The organism is Cysteiniphilum sp. JM-1, from assembly GCF_008711525.1.
In the GTDB taxonomy this organism is placed as follows: domain Bacteria; phylum Pseudomonadota; class Gammaproteobacteria; order Francisellales; family Francisellaceae; genus Caedibacter.
The window spans coordinates 131492-149401 of the sequence record NZ_VXKS01000005.1; the positions used below are offsets into that span (position 1 = coordinate 131492).

The 17910-nt window shown below is 37.9% G+C and carries 16 protein-coding genes, 1 tRNA gene and 2 rRNA genes; 1 reads left to right on the top strand and 18 read right to left on the bottom strand.

Annotation, left to right across the window (positions count from 1 at the left end):
- Positions 1-2: 2 nt before the first annotated feature.
- The 6 genes from F3D68_RS03675 to F3D68_RS03700 form a co-directional block, all read right to left on the bottom strand.
- Positions 3-662 carry a DotU family type IV/VI secretion system protein gene (locus F3D68_RS03675; protein ID WP_151193115.1) on the bottom strand — a complete coding sequence of 220 codons (660 nt, stop codon included), beginning with the start codon at positions 660-662 and terminating at the stop codon, positions 3-5.
- A 12-nt stretch (positions 663-674) separates the two neighbouring features.
- A complete protein-coding gene (locus F3D68_RS03680) occupies positions 675-1112 on the bottom strand; it encodes a hypothetical protein (RefSeq protein WP_117002236.1) in 438 nt (145 codons plus the stop codon).
- Between the two features lie 18 nt (positions 1113-1130).
- The gene (locus tag F3D68_RS03685) at positions 1131-1937 is read right to left on the bottom strand and encodes a hypothetical protein (RefSeq protein ID WP_151193116.1); all 807 of its coding nucleotides are present in this window, start codon (positions 1935-1937) and stop codon (positions 1131-1133) included.
- A gap of 13 nt (positions 1938-1950) precedes the next feature.
- On the bottom strand, positions 1951-5352 hold the full coding sequence (locus F3D68_RS03690; protein ID WP_151193117.1) for a hypothetical protein: 3402 nt from the start codon (positions 5350-5352) through the stop codon (positions 1951-1953).
- A 21-nt stretch (positions 5353-5373) separates the two neighbouring features.
- Positions 5374-6162, bottom strand: a complete 789-nt coding sequence (locus tag F3D68_RS03695) for a LuxR C-terminal-related transcriptional regulator (protein ID WP_151193118.1) — start codon at positions 6160-6162, stop codon at positions 5374-5376.
- Between the two features lie 326 nt (positions 6163-6488).
- Complete coding sequence (locus tag F3D68_RS03700; protein WP_151193119.1) at positions 6489-7079, bottom strand: isochorismatase family protein; 591 nt, start codon at positions 7077-7079, stop codon at positions 6489-6491.
- A 195-nt stretch (positions 7080-7274) separates the two neighbouring features.
- On the opposite strand from F3D68_RS03700, the gene F3D68_RS03705 reads away from it, so the two are divergent.
- Positions 7275-7350: transfer RNA gene (locus F3D68_RS03705), tRNA-Asn, on the top strand.
- Between the two features lie 132 nt (positions 7351-7482).
- Here the strand turns inward: F3D68_RS03705 and F3D68_RS03710 are convergent.
- The 12 genes from F3D68_RS03710 to F3D68_RS03765 form a co-directional block, all read right to left on the bottom strand.
- Positions 7483-9423, bottom strand: a complete 1941-nt coding sequence (locus tag F3D68_RS03710) for a hypothetical protein (RefSeq protein ID WP_151193120.1) — start codon at positions 9421-9423, stop codon at positions 7483-7485.
- 371 nt (positions 9424-9794) lie between these two features.
- Positions 9795-11219, bottom strand: a complete 1425-nt coding sequence (locus F3D68_RS03715; RefSeq protein WP_151193121.1) for an SLC13 family permease — start codon at positions 11217-11219, stop codon at positions 9795-9797.
- A 132-nt stretch (positions 11220-11351) separates the two neighbouring features.
- Positions 11352-12134 carry a hypothetical protein gene (locus F3D68_RS03720; protein WP_151193122.1) on the bottom strand — a complete coding sequence of 261 codons (783 nt, stop codon included), beginning with the start codon at positions 12132-12134 and terminating at the stop codon, positions 11352-11354.
- A 192-nt stretch (positions 12135-12326) separates the two neighbouring features.
- On the bottom strand, positions 12327-12917 hold the full coding sequence (gene gmk, locus F3D68_RS03725) for a guanylate kinase (protein WP_151193123.1): 591 nt from the start codon (positions 12915-12917) through the stop codon (positions 12327-12329).
- A gap of 4 nt (positions 12918-12921) precedes the next feature.
- Positions 12922-13812: a UTP--glucose-1-phosphate uridylyltransferase GalU gene (gene galU / locus F3D68_RS03730; protein ID WP_151193124.1), complete on the bottom strand. Its 891-nt coding sequence runs from the start codon at positions 13810-13812 to the stop codon at positions 12922-12924.
- 16 nt (positions 13813-13828) lie between these two features.
- Entirely contained in the window at positions 13829-14572 is a 744-nt protein-coding gene (locus F3D68_RS03735; protein WP_151193125.1) for a lysophospholipid acyltransferase family protein, read from the bottom strand.
- Complete coding sequence (gene gmhB, locus F3D68_RS03740) at positions 14569-15132, bottom strand: D-glycero-beta-D-manno-heptose 1,7-bisphosphate 7-phosphatase (protein WP_151193126.1); 564 nt, start codon at positions 15130-15132, stop codon at positions 14569-14571. The genes F3D68_RS03735 and gmhB overlap by 4 nt, the downstream gene beginning before the upstream one ends.
- A 12-nt stretch (positions 15133-15144) precedes the next feature.
- Positions 15145-15468, bottom strand: a complete 324-nt coding sequence (gene fdxA / locus F3D68_RS03745; RefSeq protein WP_117002322.1) for a ferredoxin FdxA — start codon at positions 15466-15468, stop codon at positions 15145-15147.
- Positions 15469-15544: 76 nt separating this feature from the next.
- A complete protein-coding gene (locus F3D68_RS03750) occupies positions 15545-16378 on the bottom strand; it encodes a hypothetical protein (RefSeq protein ID WP_151193127.1) in 834 nt (277 codons plus the stop codon).
- An 8-nt stretch (positions 16379-16386) separates the two neighbouring features.
- Entirely contained in the window at positions 16387-17184 is a 798-nt protein-coding gene (gene map / locus F3D68_RS03755; protein ID WP_151193128.1) for a type I methionyl aminopeptidase, read from the bottom strand.
- A gap of 404 nt (positions 17185-17588) precedes the next feature.
- A 5S ribosomal RNA gene (rrf, locus tag F3D68_RS03760) occupies positions 17589-17703 on the bottom strand.
- A gap of 46 nt (positions 17704-17749) precedes the next feature.
- Positions 17750-17910, bottom strand: a 23S ribosomal RNA gene (locus tag F3D68_RS03765); the annotation flags it as partial.

Genomic DNA, 17910 nt, shown 5'->3' on the forward strand with positions numbered 1-17910 from the left:
GATTAGAAATAGACTAAAACACCGCATAACAAATATGTTAAAGCAACACATCCACCTAAGATTAAGCCTAAGTGCTGTTTAAAGCATTGCTTGACTTTATTAGCCACGCGTAAATATCTGCTTTTTGTTACCAAAGGTATTGATAAATCATTACTTTCTAATAGTGGCTTCTCATGCTCAAACTGCAACATTTCCTTAAGCTTATTAATATAATTAGCAATTGCATAACGCTCTGATTCCGCGGGATATTTGCCTTTAAACCCACCTGTTAGCATGCAGTAATACAACTCATAGATAAACTTAGGATAAAATGGGTTTGCTAATACATCATCGACATACTCGTAAAACTTAACCCCACCTTCAGTCGTCTCAAAAAGCTCCTTTTGCAAGCTAGGCCAAGGGTGTGCTGCATACTCATAGATCCCAGCAAGTATCTCATCTAACCACACCGCTATGCCAAAACTTGTATATTTAGCAATCTTTGCATTGTGTAGACGCTCTACTTTTTGCGCTATTTGATGTAATGCATTACGAAAAAAGGCTCTTGTCTCAATCGTTTCTTCAATATCAACATTCGCCAGATTATCAATCTCCTTGCCATATGACTCTGATTTCAAAATCAACTGACTAATATCTTTCCAAATCAAAAAATCCTGTTGCATCTTCTTTGCCTCCTAAGCGCTAAAATTCGATAGACTATCTTTACCTATTGTCACTTCATACTTCTTGCCATAGGCTTCAGGAATATATTGTTTCCACTGCGTATTGCTCGCCACATTGGTATAGAACACAAAAATACCCATGCCTTGATGTTCATTTGCTGGCACCTTATACACATAATCACCATCAGCAAAGTTATCCGGTGTGAGCGTTACGGTATGTGAGCTTGATTTGCCCACCAAGCTTAACGCTTTCTCATAATCTGTATTGATAAAGCTTTGCTCGGACATCGGCGCTGCTAAAACGGTCAAAATTTGACTATTATTACTATTGTTATCTAGATGCATTTTAAGTGTTAGCGTCGGTGAAGTGCTAAACATTGCACAACCACCTAATGACAACACAGCAAATGCAACAATCAATAATTTACTTTTATGTAGTATCTTTCTCATTTGTTATTATCTCCGGATTTATAGTTCTTGCTCAAAGAGCAACTGCTGTCTTGCATTTAGTTTTGTCGTAGTCGTCAACCTACTTGATAAATAGGTGCTCTCTTGATTTGTCAATAATCTCATATGTAATTGCAAAAGATAGCCATGCCAAAAACTACCATAGTGCGCGCACCATTTTGCCTGCAAAAGCTGGGTAATACGCACGATCTCATACTCACTTAAACCTTCTTCAATATTTAAAGTGATTTGAATTTTGTTTTTTGCTTCAAAAATCACATGACCTATCTGCCCATGTTGGTCAGACAATATGGCTTGTCCTAAAATCATCTGTTTTGGTCTTACTAAAGAATTCGCATGATTAACCTTAAGATCAAAATAATACTCAGGGAAAAGGCTTGCTACTTGGTAATGAAGCTCAGCATAGGAGTTTAATGCCAAAGTATTATTTTCAGTAATTGCGTTAAACGCATCCTTTGACTCCACCATTAAGTCCAAATGCAATAACATCAATATATGTTTCAACCATTGGTTAGCATATTGCGCAAATGTTTTACTTTGCAAAAAGTCCTCTGAAAAACCAATATCTTTGAGCTTGGACTGCGCTGCAAGCCATCCTAAGTTCACACCAATGATTATTTTATCATCAACATAATATAAGTAAGCAATCGTGTGTGTATGAAAAGCGCTACTTTCAACACTTTCAAATTCAATATTTTTAATATCAAAACCGAGCATAAACAGCTGCTCTAGCAAATAGCTTAAACTAAATTTTGTTGCATGCTGCTGCAGATTATGTAAGGTTTTATTTGATAACACACACGCCATAATCTGTCTTACCTTATGATAATGGGAAAATCATATTTTGCGCGCTAAATGCTACTGGTACTTTATGTCCATTCACTGGAATATACCAAGTCATCAGGCCATTATTCCCCGTAACCGATTGATTCACCAATTGGTACAATGCCCAGTTACCATTATTGCTGATCGTTTGATTCGTCGAGTCGTTCAATACCACACCAATACTCACCTCCGCAGGTTTCCACCAATCATATTCAATGGCTTGTTGTAGCGGTTTTGCATCTATGCCAACAACAGAATTATTATTTAATGAAAGATACGTCATCTTGATATAGTTGGTCGCTAATTTCTTTTGGTAAAATGGCTCTGCTTGAAGCATAATTTGTAGCGGCTTTGGCTTGCCGTCACTACTCCAAAGTGCATTGCTGATATATTGCATCTGCTGCACATCTTGAAGAATACTCGCCAAATTCAAGGCGCCTGCATAAGGCACTTTTCTCATCTGCCAGATGCCATTTTTATTCACAAACACTTGTGCGAATTTTTGCTTAAACAAATCCCAAAATTGCCCATCTTTTGGTGACAATAGACTAGTTAACACTTTAGGTGACATGGTTTGTGACGCCGTTAAACGCATTGGAAAGCTGTTTTCAATCGTATTAACCATATTCGCCAATTTCTCATTCCAAACTGTCTCAAAATAATTAGCTACTTGCTGCATTCCTAACATATATACCACTGAAAATATCTGAACAAATGGCTTACGCTGCGCTATAGGCATGTGGATTTTATCAAGCTCATTGTTTGTCAAACGCATATAAGAGCTTGATGAATCTAAATAAATCGCCAATGCTTGATTTGCCAAGGCAGACATGCCGTCACTATTGGCTAAATAACTATCTGGGTCTTGATATAACAGTTGATTACGCAGTGTTGAAATAATATTGATATATCCACTTAATCCTGCGTTACTATTTTGGTTGCTGGTGCTTATCCCCAATAATAAGCTATCGAAATTTTGCAGCTGATGATAGCTTGCAAAGCTTTGACTAATTTGCTTTATAAAGTCATATTTCAGCATACTTTTATCAAAGTTTGTATTGCTATTGATTTGTGTAATTAATGCCAACAATGGCGAACTCGGCTGCTTCATGTTATATAACGCAACTTTTAATGCAGCAACACTCGTTATATTGTAGTCAAAGTGAGTGATCAATTGGTTATAGGCTTGAATATAGCGCTGCGTATACTGATCAATCGATTGATTAAAGACTTTCTGCAACTGTGTGGTATCAATATGCTCTTGGCTTAATTTAGCCACTAGATGCTTGTAGGCTTCAATATCTGGAATAACCACATTTTGTATATAATTACCCGTGAAACTTGAAGCGACCTGATTATTTGCTGACAATAATGTTGATCCTTGGTTAGGATCTGTATGTTGAGACAAAAACAAATTACCTGAGTGATGTGTATACTCGTCAATAAGCGTATTAATTTTTGCACGCACAATCATTTGCTGCCAATTGCCATAACTAAATTGATCACTGCCATATGCCTTAGGCAAGTTGCTACTTTGCCCTTCTACAATAGTTGTGCTTATCGCATTTAACAAATCTGAAAAATCTCGCGCCTTAGCCACTGCAAAATCAGGCTCATTGGCTAATAGTTTAATCAAGTTTAGGTAAGTCGCATTTTGTGCTTGCTCTTGCTCCTGTGAACCCAATCTATCAATAAATTGCTGCAAAAATTTTAGTTCATTGTGTGACAAATGTGACTGCATCGCAGGTAGAAATTGATACAGCGCTGATTTAAGTATAATTTTAGATGCAAAACGATCATAAATCGTCCGATAAAAATGTTTGATATCCGATATTTTAATCGCACTATCCTGCAACATAATATTGATTGCCACCATAACAGATTGATAACTGTCACTATCATCCAACGGAATCGCATCGATTGATTGTCCTGTAAATTCATCTGTAGGAACTCTATCATTATATTTAATATACAAGCGAATCGTTTTTTCTGGTAGCTGACTTAAACTTGAAAAAACATTGGCATAATGCAGAATAAAATCACGCTCATTCTGCTTGGTTGCATGTGTAATCAATAGCAATGCAGCTAATTGAACATCGCTTGTTGATTGCTCAATCAATGGCTTTATATTGCTTTGATATATGCTATTAGCAATTTTCTGTTTGATTCCATGCATTAAAATAAATTGCGGATAAATATCAGCAATAGGTGTACTGGCAATATCTTGTTGATAATCCAGTGTGATTTTTTGCATCTTGTCAGCAAAATCATTTAATGAAATTTGCTTATTTTGCACTAAATTCGCAACCGTATTTGCCGTATGATCAAAAGCCACTTGTCTGCTTTGTAATTTGAAAGCGTAAAATATCATAAAGCCAATGAGCCCAGCACTTAATGTACTTGCTGATAATCGAAATAGTGAAATAGGCTGTCGTATCTTTTTATACGTTAAGGTCAAGATATTTGGTGTGCTTTGCGCTGCTTGCGCTAGAAATAATGCCTGAATTTTTGGTGTTAATGTCACTTGATTTTCATAGTGTAATGTATCAACAATAACATGCATTACCCCCAAAGATTGCCTAATCCCATCCAGTATCAATAGCTGATTCATAAAGATGTGGCTATCTTCAACATTAATCAATCGACTTTTTAATGCCATCAGTTTATCGGCAAACACCTCCAATAGCTGCCCACCTTCATTTGGCTGATACATACATATATTTTGAAGCTCCATCGATAGAGCGCTAGATTCTTCAGTCATCTTGGTGTGTGATAACTGTATACAAACCGGTAGACGACGTTTTTTAATCTTTTGCATGACATCAATTTTTGCGCGGATAAGTTGCGCTAGATTCTGCAAATCATCACTGCTTTGCTGCAAAAGCTTATCAACATCAAGACTAATAATAATCGTAGGAATCTGCCCACGAAAGATCTTCTTCCATAGGCGCTTTAATAAAAGAACTTCTAATTTATCATCTTCATCAAGACGCGCTTGCCCGATTTCATAGATAAATGACTTATTGTCAATAAAATAATTATCCAAACCATCTGGTTTATATTTCAAATAAAATTGACGACGAAAATGCTCAAACTGTGTGTGCTTTACCACACTGCCTTTCTCTGCCAAATTAATATGCAAATAATACTGGCAAAGCTTCATTTTTCTTCTTAATGCAAATGGCAAATCCTGCTTAAATAGTTTAAAACTTTTAATGCCACTATTTGAGGTAAACACACTTTTTAGGCTAAGCCAGAGCTTCTTTAACTTAACCGAATTTTGAATAAATTTTTTGTAAATTTTTTGAATTGCCTGCACAAGCAACCAAAAACCACCTAAGCCTAAAATCAAAAGGCAAATAGGGTTGTGCAATATACTTTTTATCGCTTCACTCATATCTTATAAACCTTGCTTTGATTAAACATAAATGAGTTTATTGCTTGATGAATAAATACCTGAGATAAGTTTAAATAGATATACCAGCTGTAATGGCGTGCTGATATTAAACTTACTCTTGATCATCTTCAGATGATTACTCACCGTGTGTTTGGAAATAAACAATCGATCTGCTATTTCCTGATAACTGGCGCCATGCATATAAAGTGTCAAACATTCTGCTTCTTTTGGTGACATGCGTACACCTTCGCTAGATATATATTCCTTGGGAAACAGCTTTACTTGCTCTTGTGAGAAATAGCTTTCCACATATGCTGCAAGATCACTATTGGACTCAATCTTCTCAAGGTAGCTACACGCAGTTGTTGTTAACTCTTTTTTCACACAATCAATAAAAGTATTGATTTCATCAATGCCACTCATGAGTTGGCTATTGCTCATATCTGTACTAAAGAAAATCGAAATCAAAATGCCATTGTTATAGGGTTCGACATAAGAAAAAGCATTGTTTACATTAGAGATATATTGCTGCTTCAAGCTCAATAAATGCGCTAATGTTGATGACTCATTACTAAACTCAATTTTTGAGAGCTTAAATAACTCAGGTAAAAGTGCCGGTTTAGCACTTATCATATCTTTAATAAACTGTTCTTGCATTCCTAGCATTAACAATTTGCCATCACTATCAGCAAAAAACATCAAACAACTTTCTATATTCAGGGCGTTTAGCGCCGTAATACGCGTTTGTAGAATTTTCTTATAGCGATATGAAAATTGTATGATTTTTTGTAGTGTACTTTCCTGCAACATATAACGATTACCTCATCCTGTATTAAACAATCATTGCTTATGTTCATCAACGCTCAGTAGCGCTTGACCTGATGATTATGGTATGGAAAACTGATGAGGATTTAAACAAAATAAAGATGACTAAAGATTACTGATACATTTTATTCATTAAAAGGATTGATGCAAAGCGCGTCATCATATTGCGCACCTAACTCTCCAAACTTTTTATGTGAGTGTGAATAGAATTTCACAAATCTTATCCCTGAAAAACTAAATACAGCTGGTGATTTATAGCCTTGAGAATCAATTAAACAACGATAATGCTGTTGATACCGTAGCGCCTGATCTCAAGAGGAAATTAGGCATTTAGTGTCGATTACCTGCGCGAATCCAAATGCAATATTTTTAATTGCTGCTAGATGCAAATCACTATTGACTGTTGCCGTCGCATCGCTGACAAAAAAAGCGTTATAACCCCGCATAAAGGCATCTCTAGTTGTTGTCTCACAACAACAATTTGTCATCACACCACAAATAATCACTTCTTTAATTTGATGATCTTGCAAGATCTTATCAAGATTCGTTTGATAAAAGGCACTATATTGACTCTTATCAACAATTTCAGCCCCCGTTAGATCAAACTCATCAATAATTTGCCACGCATGACTGTCTTTAACAATTTGATCGCCACCCCACCACTGAATCATATTTTCTGAAGTTTGCGAGCTATCATTATGGCGCACAAATATCTTTTTAATGTGATGCTGCTCTGCAAATGCAACTAACTGTTTAACATGATTTATTTGTTTATCCGAAATAATCTCGCCTTGAAAAACATTTTGCATTTCAATAATAATCAATGCAGCATGTTCTTTATTCAAAGCTTTACGGTGTGTATTGATATCAGCAATTTGATCTAATGAAATGTCATAATGCATAAAACTCACTTTTATTAACTCGCTAACTTTGCCACATCATAACGTCTTTTAAAGGATACTCAAATCATTTCACTCAAGCACTCAAACCCTTAAAATGACTATGTTTTCATCAACTTGATAAATATTCTCTTTTTTTAAATAAAAGCTATTGACTAGCAAACGTATCGCCTATAAAATCCCCTCTCGTTAAGGCATTCCCCGATAGCTCAGTCGGTAGAGCAAGTGACTGTTAATCACTGGGTCGGCGGTTCAAGTCCGTCTCGGGGAGCCATATAGAATAAATTCCCATACTTTGAAAATACACGAAACATCAAATGGTTTTATTGCATCCTTCTCTTAATAAAAATCAACTTATAACTGGTATACATACCAATCATAAACCCTTTTAATTTACCCCCATTGTTTAGCTAATTAATATATTCGCATGATCTTCAGCGTCAAACGCTACCTCTGCATGCAATCTCGTTGAGTGATTTAGAATTTGCCAACATAACGCTGTTCTTTGCGCTCCCTGTCCAGAACCTTCATAAATATTGCTCCCCTTCGCCAACAGTAAAAAGCCTTTCATGTACGTCCCTACTTTTTGACGCTCGATATAAGGAATGCGATAACTATCATTGTGATTTGCTTTATGCAAAATCGCATTTCTTAAGGTGTTTTGTTCTTTATCAAAAAATTTCAAATAGGCTTGAACGATAAAGCAAATAAGTGAGCTGCGATGCACGGTCTCACTTCCCTTACGCTTATTATTTTTTGCCCATACTGACCATTTTTGCAGTGTGCATTCTTTATCTAACAGGCTATAACAAATCTGATAAAAACTTCTGATCATATTGGATAATCGCGCATGACACAGTGCCTCCAATCGCTGTGGATTATTGGCATATAAACTGCGACTTCGCAGCGCTATCGCCTGCATGGCAAAGTTTTTAATCGCATAAGCGCGCTCTAAACCAAAAACACCATGTACACCAAATACACCATTACTTCTTTGTGCTAAATTGACACCAATATCAACGGTTTGGAAACTATATTTACTAATCAATCCCGCAGCTTTACCACTTAATGAACCGGCCAAACCCGTAACCTTTAAATCAGCGACTCCGTTGCTATAGCCTTTAGCCACATCAATTGCCCACGGCACTTCATAGCCCATTGCCTTTAGGTATTGCGCACATCCAGAAAGTAACGCCCCTGCTAAACCATCGTGAATATCAATTAATGAATCAATCAAATCATTTGCTAACTCTTTAACTGCATAATTTTTACTATCCAGTGGTGGTCGCATATGATTATCTAACATAATCGTTGGATCATTACCATCATTAAACTGACCGGCATAGTCAGGACTATTATTTATTTGTGTTGGCTTTAACCAATGCACATCACTTAACACCTTATCCCAATCGCCTGCTGAGATATGATCTTTCTCAATGCCGGTTATCTTGCGAATCATTTGCATTGATGCTTTTAACGCTTGTTTTTCTTCAGTATCTACCGCAACCACACCAAGCTGCTTTTCTAAGGATACTACTCGCTTATTCATATCTGAAACCATTTTCAACAAATACACCACGGAAAAAGCCAGTGGGTTTTGTATTTGCAATGCTTTAATTGATGACTCCATATAAGATTTTAAGCGTTGTTTCTCATCTATATTATCCAGCGAATAGTGATAGGCATTATTCTCAAGCTGCCAGTCTTTCGCATTGTCTGACCATCCATTTGTAAGGCTACGTAAGAACTGTAAAATAAGCTCGCCATACTGTGCAAAATCGAGATATTTAAAAAAGTCATTGCGATTGAACTCAAACAATGAGCGCATGCCACCAAAAACATAAGCAAAATCACCTCTATCCAAACCATCATGCGCACCATTTATTAAGCTTTTAAGTCGTTCAAAATCCTCATTTGGTAATAATTTAGATCTCGCTTCATCGTCTCCATCAATAAAATATCCTGAGCTATAAATTGCCAGCATAATATGATAAGTCAAACAGCCAAATCGTGAATAACGCTGATGATAATGACTTGATGCCGATCTTACCTGCTTTAGCAATTCAATCACACTTTGTACCAGCAGCTTTGGATCATTACCAAGCCCCATATTATGAAAACTATTTAATGCATACTCAGCTTGCTTTAAGCCCGCAACCCCGCGATGTTGAAATGGATTGCCTTTAATCTCTGCAAGCTTTGTCCCTAATATCGGTTCGCCTAATTTAATATGCACCTTTGTTTGCTTGTGAACAATGATTTGCTGATATTCAATATACTCATAAAGCCCATCTTTTACTGCTTGTTTTAAATTCAATACAAAATCTAGATCTGGATTCTTATACATTACTTAATCTCCTTTTCCCTACAGCTAACTGTTATCAAAGCCTGATTGATCCAAAAATTAACTGTTTAATCTAAATTTTCCTAACACGTAAGAATGATCAAATAGCAATACTCTCTGCACATTAAGCCTGCGTATTCTATGCAAAAGCACTAATTACAAGATCAAACGATGTAAATAATCAATAGCGTGTTATTTTGTTGGAGGGTTAAGCAACTGCCGAAAGATAATCAGCAACCAATAGCGATGTAAATACAACATTGACTACTCCTTTATCACAGGAATGTGCGCCGATCATAATCAGCATACGTTTGTCTGTCAATTAAAGTTTTATAAAATAAAATTACACTCTTGATTTAAATTAAGTTAAACGGTTAAAAGGCACCTAGAAGTGGCCAATAGAGTGCCATTGCTAATGTAATAACAATAATCCCAGCTAATTTAAGTCCTACACCCCACGCCATTGCCTGATGAATCTTGACGTGATCTGATTGCACAACGAGTGCCATTGCTGGCGTGCTCACAGGTAACATAAAGGTTAGTCCAGCACTTGTCGCAATCGCAATGGTCACCACACGTGGATCAATGCCATACTCCACCGCTAAAGCTAAGCCAATCGGTAATAGGACAGCTACTGAGGCCGCATTGCTCATAATCTCTGTTAATATCGCTGCCAATACCACAAGCAAGATGAGAATAACTAAAGGTGATTCAATGCCTAAACGCATCATCATTTGCACCATCTCTGCGGCAGCTCCTGTGTTACGTAAGGCGACACTTAAAGCAATTGCACTACCATACATCAAGACAATGCCCCACTGCACATCTTTCTCAACTTCTTTCCAATTGGTAATGCGTAAACTAAAAGCGATAATCACACCCAAAAAGGCAATCCAATCTAGGCCCCAAGCCGTGCCATAACACACCCATAATACAATCGTAAATAATACGACAATTAGTGTTAAGATCTCGCGCTTTGTGATTTTGCCAATTTGCTTTTTATGCGCCATTAATGTCTCACGCGCTAATTGAATATTAGCCCCTGTATTATGCGCTGCAATCAAGACACAAACACTTGCTAATGCCAGCATAATAAGCACAATCGGGATCACCCAAATACTCCATTGAATAAAACCAATATGACTGGCATGCGCAAATTGTGCATTATTGGCAAAGGTATCTTGCAATATCCCTAAGGCTAACGGCGCACGCGCGCCACCTAATAGGGTAGCAGTCCCGCCGATCATCGCACCCCACGCCATTGCCATATAAGCGGCAAAGGCAAAGCGGCTTTTCTTTCTCACATTTGCCGCCGTTACGATTTCAAGCACAATAGGCAGTAGCATTGCCGCTACCGCATGCTCACTAATAAAAAACGCCATAATACTTGCTAGCACAAAGATTGACATACACAATCTTTTTGAGCCTGTACCAAACTTTGCAATAATAGTAATTGCAAAACGTTTGCTGAGTCCCGAGCGCATTACTGGACTTGCTAAAATAAAAGCACCTAAAACGAAAAAAATCGCTGAGTTACCAAAATAACTATAAACATCTTGTGAAAAGATATCACCTGACATCGGCAACAAAAACAACACAATAATGCCCGTTACTGCCAACGGGAAAATATTACTAATCCATAAAAAGGCAGCCACACAAAATACCGCAAACGCATGTTTGCCGGCTTCACTAAAGTGTCCAACTGGCAGATAAAGCGCCACAAAATAAATCACAACAGCAGCTAAAACACACAAGAAAATACTTGGGATAGTGGGCAATTCCATTTCTTTTTGATGCATAGTTTGATACTCATAAACCACTGTCTATAAACAGTAGTTGAGCAAGTGATTTTTTTCCAGCGCTTTTCATGAATTTCTAATTAAGCTAATCGTAGGGGCGTAGCGCATACGCCCCTTTACAATGTCTGTCTATCAGAAGATAAATTTCATCATTAAGCCAGCATCGACCGTATTATTCTCTGGCTCATACCACACTTTCTGTGTAGCACCATCCGCTGTTTCAGAAGTTTGAATTTTCCAATATTTAATGTATGGTCCAATAAGCCATGCCCAACTTCCTTGATCACGACCCAAAAGCAAATAGCCATTAGCACCCCAGCCTTCGCGTTGTTGATTGGTAACTCCGCCATCAATACCAGAGTATTGTATCCCATGAATCAGTCCATCAAACTCAAGACGTGACTGAATAATCAGTTTATTCTTATGCCATGATATATCGGCACCTACTGGGATATAGAAATAATTTGAAATACGTAAATATCCCGCTGAATTGTTACTTGAATCATTATTCAGATAACGATAGCCCAAACCAATATATGGAGTGAGCTTCAACCCTGATTTTTGCCATGAAAAAACATAACCGACCTTCGGTGAAATACCCAAGATATAGCTATTATCATTATCCATCTGGAATGCCTGCCCATTAAGAAGACGCCCATCATATTTGCCATTGACAAAACCAAATTGTCCATCGACAATCAAGGTCACTTTATTGCGATCAATATATTGGTAGCTACCATCTAAACCAAAGCTTGGTCCTTTGATACTGATGAGCCCCGGTTCACGATAGCTATAGTATCCTGCCATTGGTGAGATTGAAAACAAAGAGCAACCCGCTTTATCAATACCACAAGTTGCATTGGCATTTATCGTTGTTAATAAAATCGCTGAAAAACCCACTATCCTTTTTATCATCGGCATTCTCCCTAATTAATGAACTTATATACCCATCACAAAGCATTTTACAGAATTTTTTGCTTTGTTTTTTGCGTGCTTTTGGCAAGTTAAATTTTGACAATAGTCCTAACTATTACCTGCAATCCAACTTGCCAAAATCTTCACAAACTACTTTACAATCAAACACCGCAAAATGATTTACGATGGGTATTACAGACAGTAGTCTAGATGAGATTTTAACTTTTGCACACGAAAACATGCCCGCAAATCAGCTAAGGCTTCATTAAAGTTATCATTAATAATGACATAGTCATACTCATTGGCATGCGATGCCTCGTTTTGTGCGTCTTGCATGCGTCTAACAATCACCTCTTGTGAATCCTGCCCCCGTTTGACTAAGCGCTCACGCAAAGCGTCCAAGTTTGGCGGCAGTATAAAAATACTAACACAATTATTTTTAAAGATTTCTCTGGCTTGCCTTGCGCCTTGCCAATCAATCTCTAAGATTACGTCTAAGCCTTTCTGTGTCAGTGTATTAACGGATGCTTTAGACGTTCCATAATAATGATCAAACACCTTGGCATATTCAATAAAGTCATCTTCTGCAATCATTTTTTCAAATACTTCATGACCAACAAAATGATAATGCTGCCCATTGACTTCTTGCGGGCGTGGCTTACGCGTTGTATGTGACACGCTAACCGCAACATCATCATTGGTTTCAATAAGCGCTTTTAACAATGACGTCTTCCCCGCACCTGAGGGAGCTGAAACAATATAAACCGTACCTAGCTTGCTCATTTTATTAATGATCCAAAAGTTCATTCACTGTATTTACGCCAAGCGTTGTCTGCACATGCGCCATAAACTTTTTACCCAGTAGTTTATCGCGAGTTGCTAACTCAAAGTTGGCAATCAAAAATCCAAGCTTATCACCACAATCATAGCGCGTACCTTCAAAGTTATGTGCGACAAGTCGTTGTGTTTCAATCAGCTTAGCAATGGCATCAGTTAGTTGAATCTCACCACCGGCACCTTTAGGGATTGTTTCAAGATAATCAAAAATTTCTCCTGGTAATATATATCGACCAACGACGGCATTAGTTGACGGTGCTTTCTCAGGTGATGGCTTTTCAACAATCGCTTCAATGCTCTGATCTGCTCGTGTTTTAACGATCCCGTAAGAACCTGTATCTTTCTTTGGTACATTTTGTACCGCGATAACACCGCATTTTTGATAATAATATTGATTCATCATTTGTGACAAAGCACCTTTACCATCAACATTATCAATTAAATCATCCGCTAATAAGACAGCAAAAGGCTCATTACCAATTAAAGGCTTGGCACATAAAACTGCATGCCCCAACCCTAGCGCTTCTTTTTGGCGCACATAGGCACAGTTAACACTCGAAGGCAGTATGTTTCGTACAGTTTCCAATAGCTCAAGTTTGCCCTTTTGCTCAAGATTATATTCCAACTCAAAGTTCTTATCGAAATGATCTTCTATCGCGCGCTTATGCGTGCTCGTCACAAAGATAAGTTCATTAATCCCTGCTTCAATGGCTTCTTCAACCGCATATTGAATCAAAGGTTTATCAACAACCGTTAACATTTCTTTTGGCGAGGCTTTCGTTGCTGGTAAGAAACGCGTACCTAATCCGGCAACCGGAAATACCGCTTTTGTAATCTTCATTTGTTTACTCCTGTGTTTAACCACCAATGGCTTTAACTTTATCGTTAATCCATTGGTAACAATATTCATTTAGCTCATCAACACCCAAATCACTTGGTGAAACAGCTTGCCCAAAAGACAACGTCACAATACCTGGTTTGATCAAACCTGCCTTATTTGGCCAAAACTTACCTGAATTATGCGCCACAGGCACGACCATTGCACCACTGGATTTTGCCAAAGTAATCGCCGTTTTATGGAATTTCGGATATTGCCCAACAGGCACACGTGTGCCTTCTGGGAAAATCACGATACTTAACCCTGACTTTAAACGCTCTTTACCCATTTGTAATACTTTTTTAAAGGACTTTAAGCTTTGCTTGCGATCAATAGGAATACTATCGACAGCTTTTAAACCTTGCCCAAACACAGGGATCCTCAAAAGCTCTTCTTTTAACACAAAACACACATTATTTAGCAAGCCATGGAATACCACGGTTTCCCATGAGGATTGGTGTTTGCACACATAAACACACGGCTCTTTTAAAAGGTTCTCTTGACCTTCGGTTTTAACACGTAGCCATAAGAAAATAACAAGCCCCCAACGTGTTAATATTGACCAAACTTTTGCTGGAATTAAACGCACAGCTATCGGCAATCTTAACATGCCTAGAACCACTGTCAACGTTGCTAAGACGATAGTCAATATTAAGACATAAACCACAAAAATAATTTGCCTTAGCCACAATATGCCATACCATAAGCCTTTTATTAGATTCATACCACAGCCTCCACAAACTGCTGTAAATTATCAAACACCATGACATCCTTTAATTCACTGTGATGCTTTGCTAACGTTCTTAAGCCCTTACCAGTTTTAACCAAGACTGGTGTGCAATTCGCTTTTCTTGCCGCTTGGATATCTTTAAAGCTATCACCGACAAAAAAAACCTCGGGACTCAATGCTATATTCAGTTTCAGACTGATCTCATCAAGCATGCCTGTTTGCGGCTTGCGGCAAATGCAATGTGCATCAGGAGTATGCGGACAATAGGCAATATGCTTAATGGCATCTTTATCTTCAGCTAACAGGTTATATAACTTATCATGCATGCTCATCAGTGTTTTAAAATCGAAAAGTCCGCGTCCAACACCTGATTGATTCGTTGCAACTGCCACAGGGATATTTTTTGCTTTAAGCTCAATAATTGCCTCGACACTTCCAGGAATAGGCTGCCACTCATCTGCTGATTTTATATAATCATCCGAATCTTCATTAATCACACCATCTCGATCAAGAATAATAAGTGTTGGTGCTATCGCTTTTATTTGTTTTATCATACAAAGGATCAATCACTTAATAAGATACTGTCGTTTGTCTTTCACGTCACGCCATTGATCTGCATCTTCAGGCGGATCACACTTCTCTGTGATATTATCCCATTCTTGTGACAATTCACGATTAAGCTCAACAAACTCTAACTGATCTTCTGGCAACTCGTCCTCTGAATAGATCGCATTGACAGGACATTCTGGTTCGCACAGTGCGCAATCAATACACTCATCAGGGTTAATTACCAGCATATTTTCACCTTCGTAAAAACAATCTACCGGACACACCTCAACACAGTCACCAAATTTACATTTAATACAACTTTCTGTTACCACAAATGGCATATACGCACACCTTTTAGCTTCTTAAAAACGTCAATATTTTAACACTTACCCAAGGTTTTAAAAGATTTATTAACACTCAATCTTGCAACTTCTGTAAGACATACGCAAGCTCTTTTGAAATCACAAAATTATTGCGCACCAATAAGTTAATTGTCTTTGCTTCAAATTGATCCAAAAACCAAAATTTAGTGGCAAAGTCATACACAGCATTGGCACGCAAATAGATACTGTTTATACCTTTTTGAAACTCACGCTCTAGCTTATGCTTTGGTGGCATTTTCACAACAATACTTTGCTTTTGCACATCATATGTTGCACAACAATCTGCTTTTAATAGCGCCATTTGCGTTTGATAATCTCTCATTTGCGCTGGTCGTTGCTGCTGAGTTTCTTCAGTAACACGGTGATTTTTTACTACTTGCGCCTTTTGTAGTTGCTGCTGCAACATATAGTTTTGCTCTTTTAGCAACTTATGTTCTTGAATAAGCTGCTCAAACCTTACTTTAGTTCCATAGTAATTAACCTCCAGATGATCATTTCTCTGGCGTATTTTTTTTATCTCATGTTCATACTTATGTATTTTTGTTTTAATTTCTTGATCGATATAATCTTGCAACTTTTCCTTAAGATTGATGGCAACCTCTTTATGTTCGCGCAAAGCGCAAGATAATAATACCTTATCAATCACAGCACCTAAACCTAGCACCGTTTTTTCAGGAGGTTGCACCACCTCTTCCTTGGCAATCATTTCCGCTTTTTTAGTATCTTCTTTATATAAAAGCACCTTATCTGCCACATCAAAAAAAGAATAATGCTTATCAAGTAATTTACGCACTTTGGCAATCGTAACTTCCTGCCCGTCACGTTTTAACATATGACATGCTTCATTCACTTGAGATTGGCTTAACATAGGCTATCCTAAATTTTCTCATCGTGGCGTTTTGTTAATATTTCAACACCATTTTCAGTCACTGCTAATGTATGCTCCCATTGTGCTGATAAACTTTTATCTTTAGTTACCGCCGTCCAGCCATCACGCAAGAGCGTCACCTGCTTTTTACCGGCATTAATCATCGGCTCAATGGTAAATGTCATACCAGGTTTTAAAACAGTCTGTAAAGACTTGTGCTCATGCGCCTGCTTTGAGACATAATGTAATACTTGAGGTTCTTCATGAAAACCTTGACCAATACCGTGACCGCAGAACATTTCGACCACAGAAAAGTTGTGTAACTTGGCATGCTTCTCAATCGCTTGAGCGATATCATGCAAGCGATTGCCAGGCTTAACCTGTTCAATCCCTTTAACAAGACACTCATAAGTCACATCTGTTAATCGTTGTGCGAGTATTGATGCTTTTTCACGTCCACCAACAAAGAACATCTTACTGGTATCACCATGAAAGCCATCTTTAATAACCGTCACATCAATATTTATAATATCACCCGCTTTAAGCTTCTTTTCTGCAGGAATACCATGACATACGACATGATTAATCGATGTACATACTGATTTTGGGAACCCTCGATAATTCAAGCAAGCAGGAATGGCTTGTTGCTTATCAACGATATAATCATGGCATATCTTATCAAGCTCTGCTGTTGTCACACCGGGCACAACATATGATTCAATCATTTCTAGCACTTCAGCCGCCAAACGACCTGCTACACGCATTTTCTCAATTTGTTCTGGTGTTTTTAAAATTATATTAGTCATGAATTCAGTTACATTATCTTTAACGTAGTAAACGTCGTATTGTACATGCATTGGTTATTGCATTTCAATCTAAAGCCAAAAACTAGCATTAATTTTATTGTCTTTAGCGAAATGAATGTTTGAATAGTCCTATTCCACAAAGCAAAAAGGCACCTATCGGTGCCTTTCTAAATAAAAAACCTGATGATGTTCTACTTTCACATGGCGAATGCCACACTATCATCGACGCTAACTGTTTTCACTTCTGAGTTCGGAATGGGTTAAAAGCACTGCTTTTAACGACTTTGAAGCGAGGGGATATTTTCTCCCGAGCGTTGACTCAAAGTCCGGAATGATCACCATGGAAGGTTTTACGACAAACCGTCAAGGAAGTATTTTTGAAAAGCTCAGGTGAAATATATTATGCTTGGCAATGTCTTACTTTCACATGGCGAATGCCACACTATCATCAGCGCTAAATCGTTTCACTTCTGAGTTCGGAATGGAATCAGGTGGAGCCGATTTGCTATCGTCGCCAAGCAACTTGTAGGTTCTCTAAAAACCTCTAACAATCTATCATAGAGTAATAACCAAGTCTCTCGGGCAATTAGTACTGGTTAGCTTCATACATTACTGCACTTCTACAGCCAGCCTATCAACGTCGTAGTCTTCAACAACCCTTCTAGGGGATTTAATCCCGGGAGATCTCATCTTGAGGCTGGCTTCCCGCTTAGATGCTTTCAGCGG

Coding starts and splice junctions, on each gene's coding strand:
- galU (WP_151193124.1), bottom strand. CDS start 13,812: ATGAAGATTACAAAAGCGGTATTTCCGGTTGCCGGATTAGGTACGCGT.
- F3D68_RS03695 (WP_151193118.1), bottom strand. CDS start 6,162: ATGTTGCAGGAAAGTACACTACAAAAAATCATACAATTTTCATATCGC.
- map (WP_151193128.1), bottom strand. CDS start 17,184: ATGACTAATATAATTTTAAAAACACCAGAACAAATTGAGAAAATGCGT.
- F3D68_RS03685 (WP_151193116.1), bottom strand. CDS start 1,937: ATGGCGTGTGTGTTATCAAATAAAACCTTACATAATCTGCAGCAGCAT.
- F3D68_RS03715 (WP_151193121.1), bottom strand. CDS start 11,219: ATGCATCAAAAAGAAATGGAATTGCCCACTATCCCAAGTATTTTCTTG.
- F3D68_RS03690 (WP_151193117.1), bottom strand. CDS start 5,352: ATGAGTGAAGCGATAAAAAGTATATTGCACAACCCTATTTGCCTTTTG.
- F3D68_RS03700 (WP_151193119.1), bottom strand. CDS start 7,079: ATGCATTATGACATTTCATTAGATCAAATTGCTGATATCAATACACAC.
- F3D68_RS03750 (WP_151193127.1), bottom strand. CDS start 16,378: ATGTTAAGCCAATCTCAAGTGAATGAAGCATGTCATATGTTAAAACGT.
- F3D68_RS03720 (WP_151193122.1), bottom strand. CDS start 12,134: ATGATAAAAAGGATAGTGGGTTTTTCAGCGATTTTATTAACAACGATA.
- gmk (WP_151193123.1), bottom strand. CDS start 12,917: ATGAGCAAGCTAGGTACGGTTTATATTGTTTCAGCTCCCTCAGGTGCG.
- F3D68_RS03735 (WP_151193125.1), bottom strand. CDS start 14,572: ATGAATCTAATAAAAGGCTTATGGTATGGCATATTGTGGCTAAGGCAA.
- gmhB (WP_151193126.1), bottom strand. CDS start 15,132: ATGATAAAACAAATAAAAGCGATAGCACCAACACTTATTATTCTTGAT.
- F3D68_RS03680 (WP_117002236.1), bottom strand. CDS start 1,112: ATGAGAAAGATACTACATAAAAGTAAATTATTGATTGTTGCATTTGCT.
- F3D68_RS03710 (WP_151193120.1), bottom strand. CDS start 9,423: ATGTATAAGAATCCAGATCTAGATTTTGTATTGAATTTAAAACAAGCA.
- F3D68_RS03675 (WP_151193115.1), bottom strand. CDS start 662: ATGCAACAGGATTTTTTGATTTGGAAAGATATTAGTCAGTTGATTTTG.
- fdxA (WP_117002322.1), bottom strand. CDS start 15,468: ATGCCATTTGTGGTAACAGAAAGTTGTATTAAATGTAAATTTGGTGAC.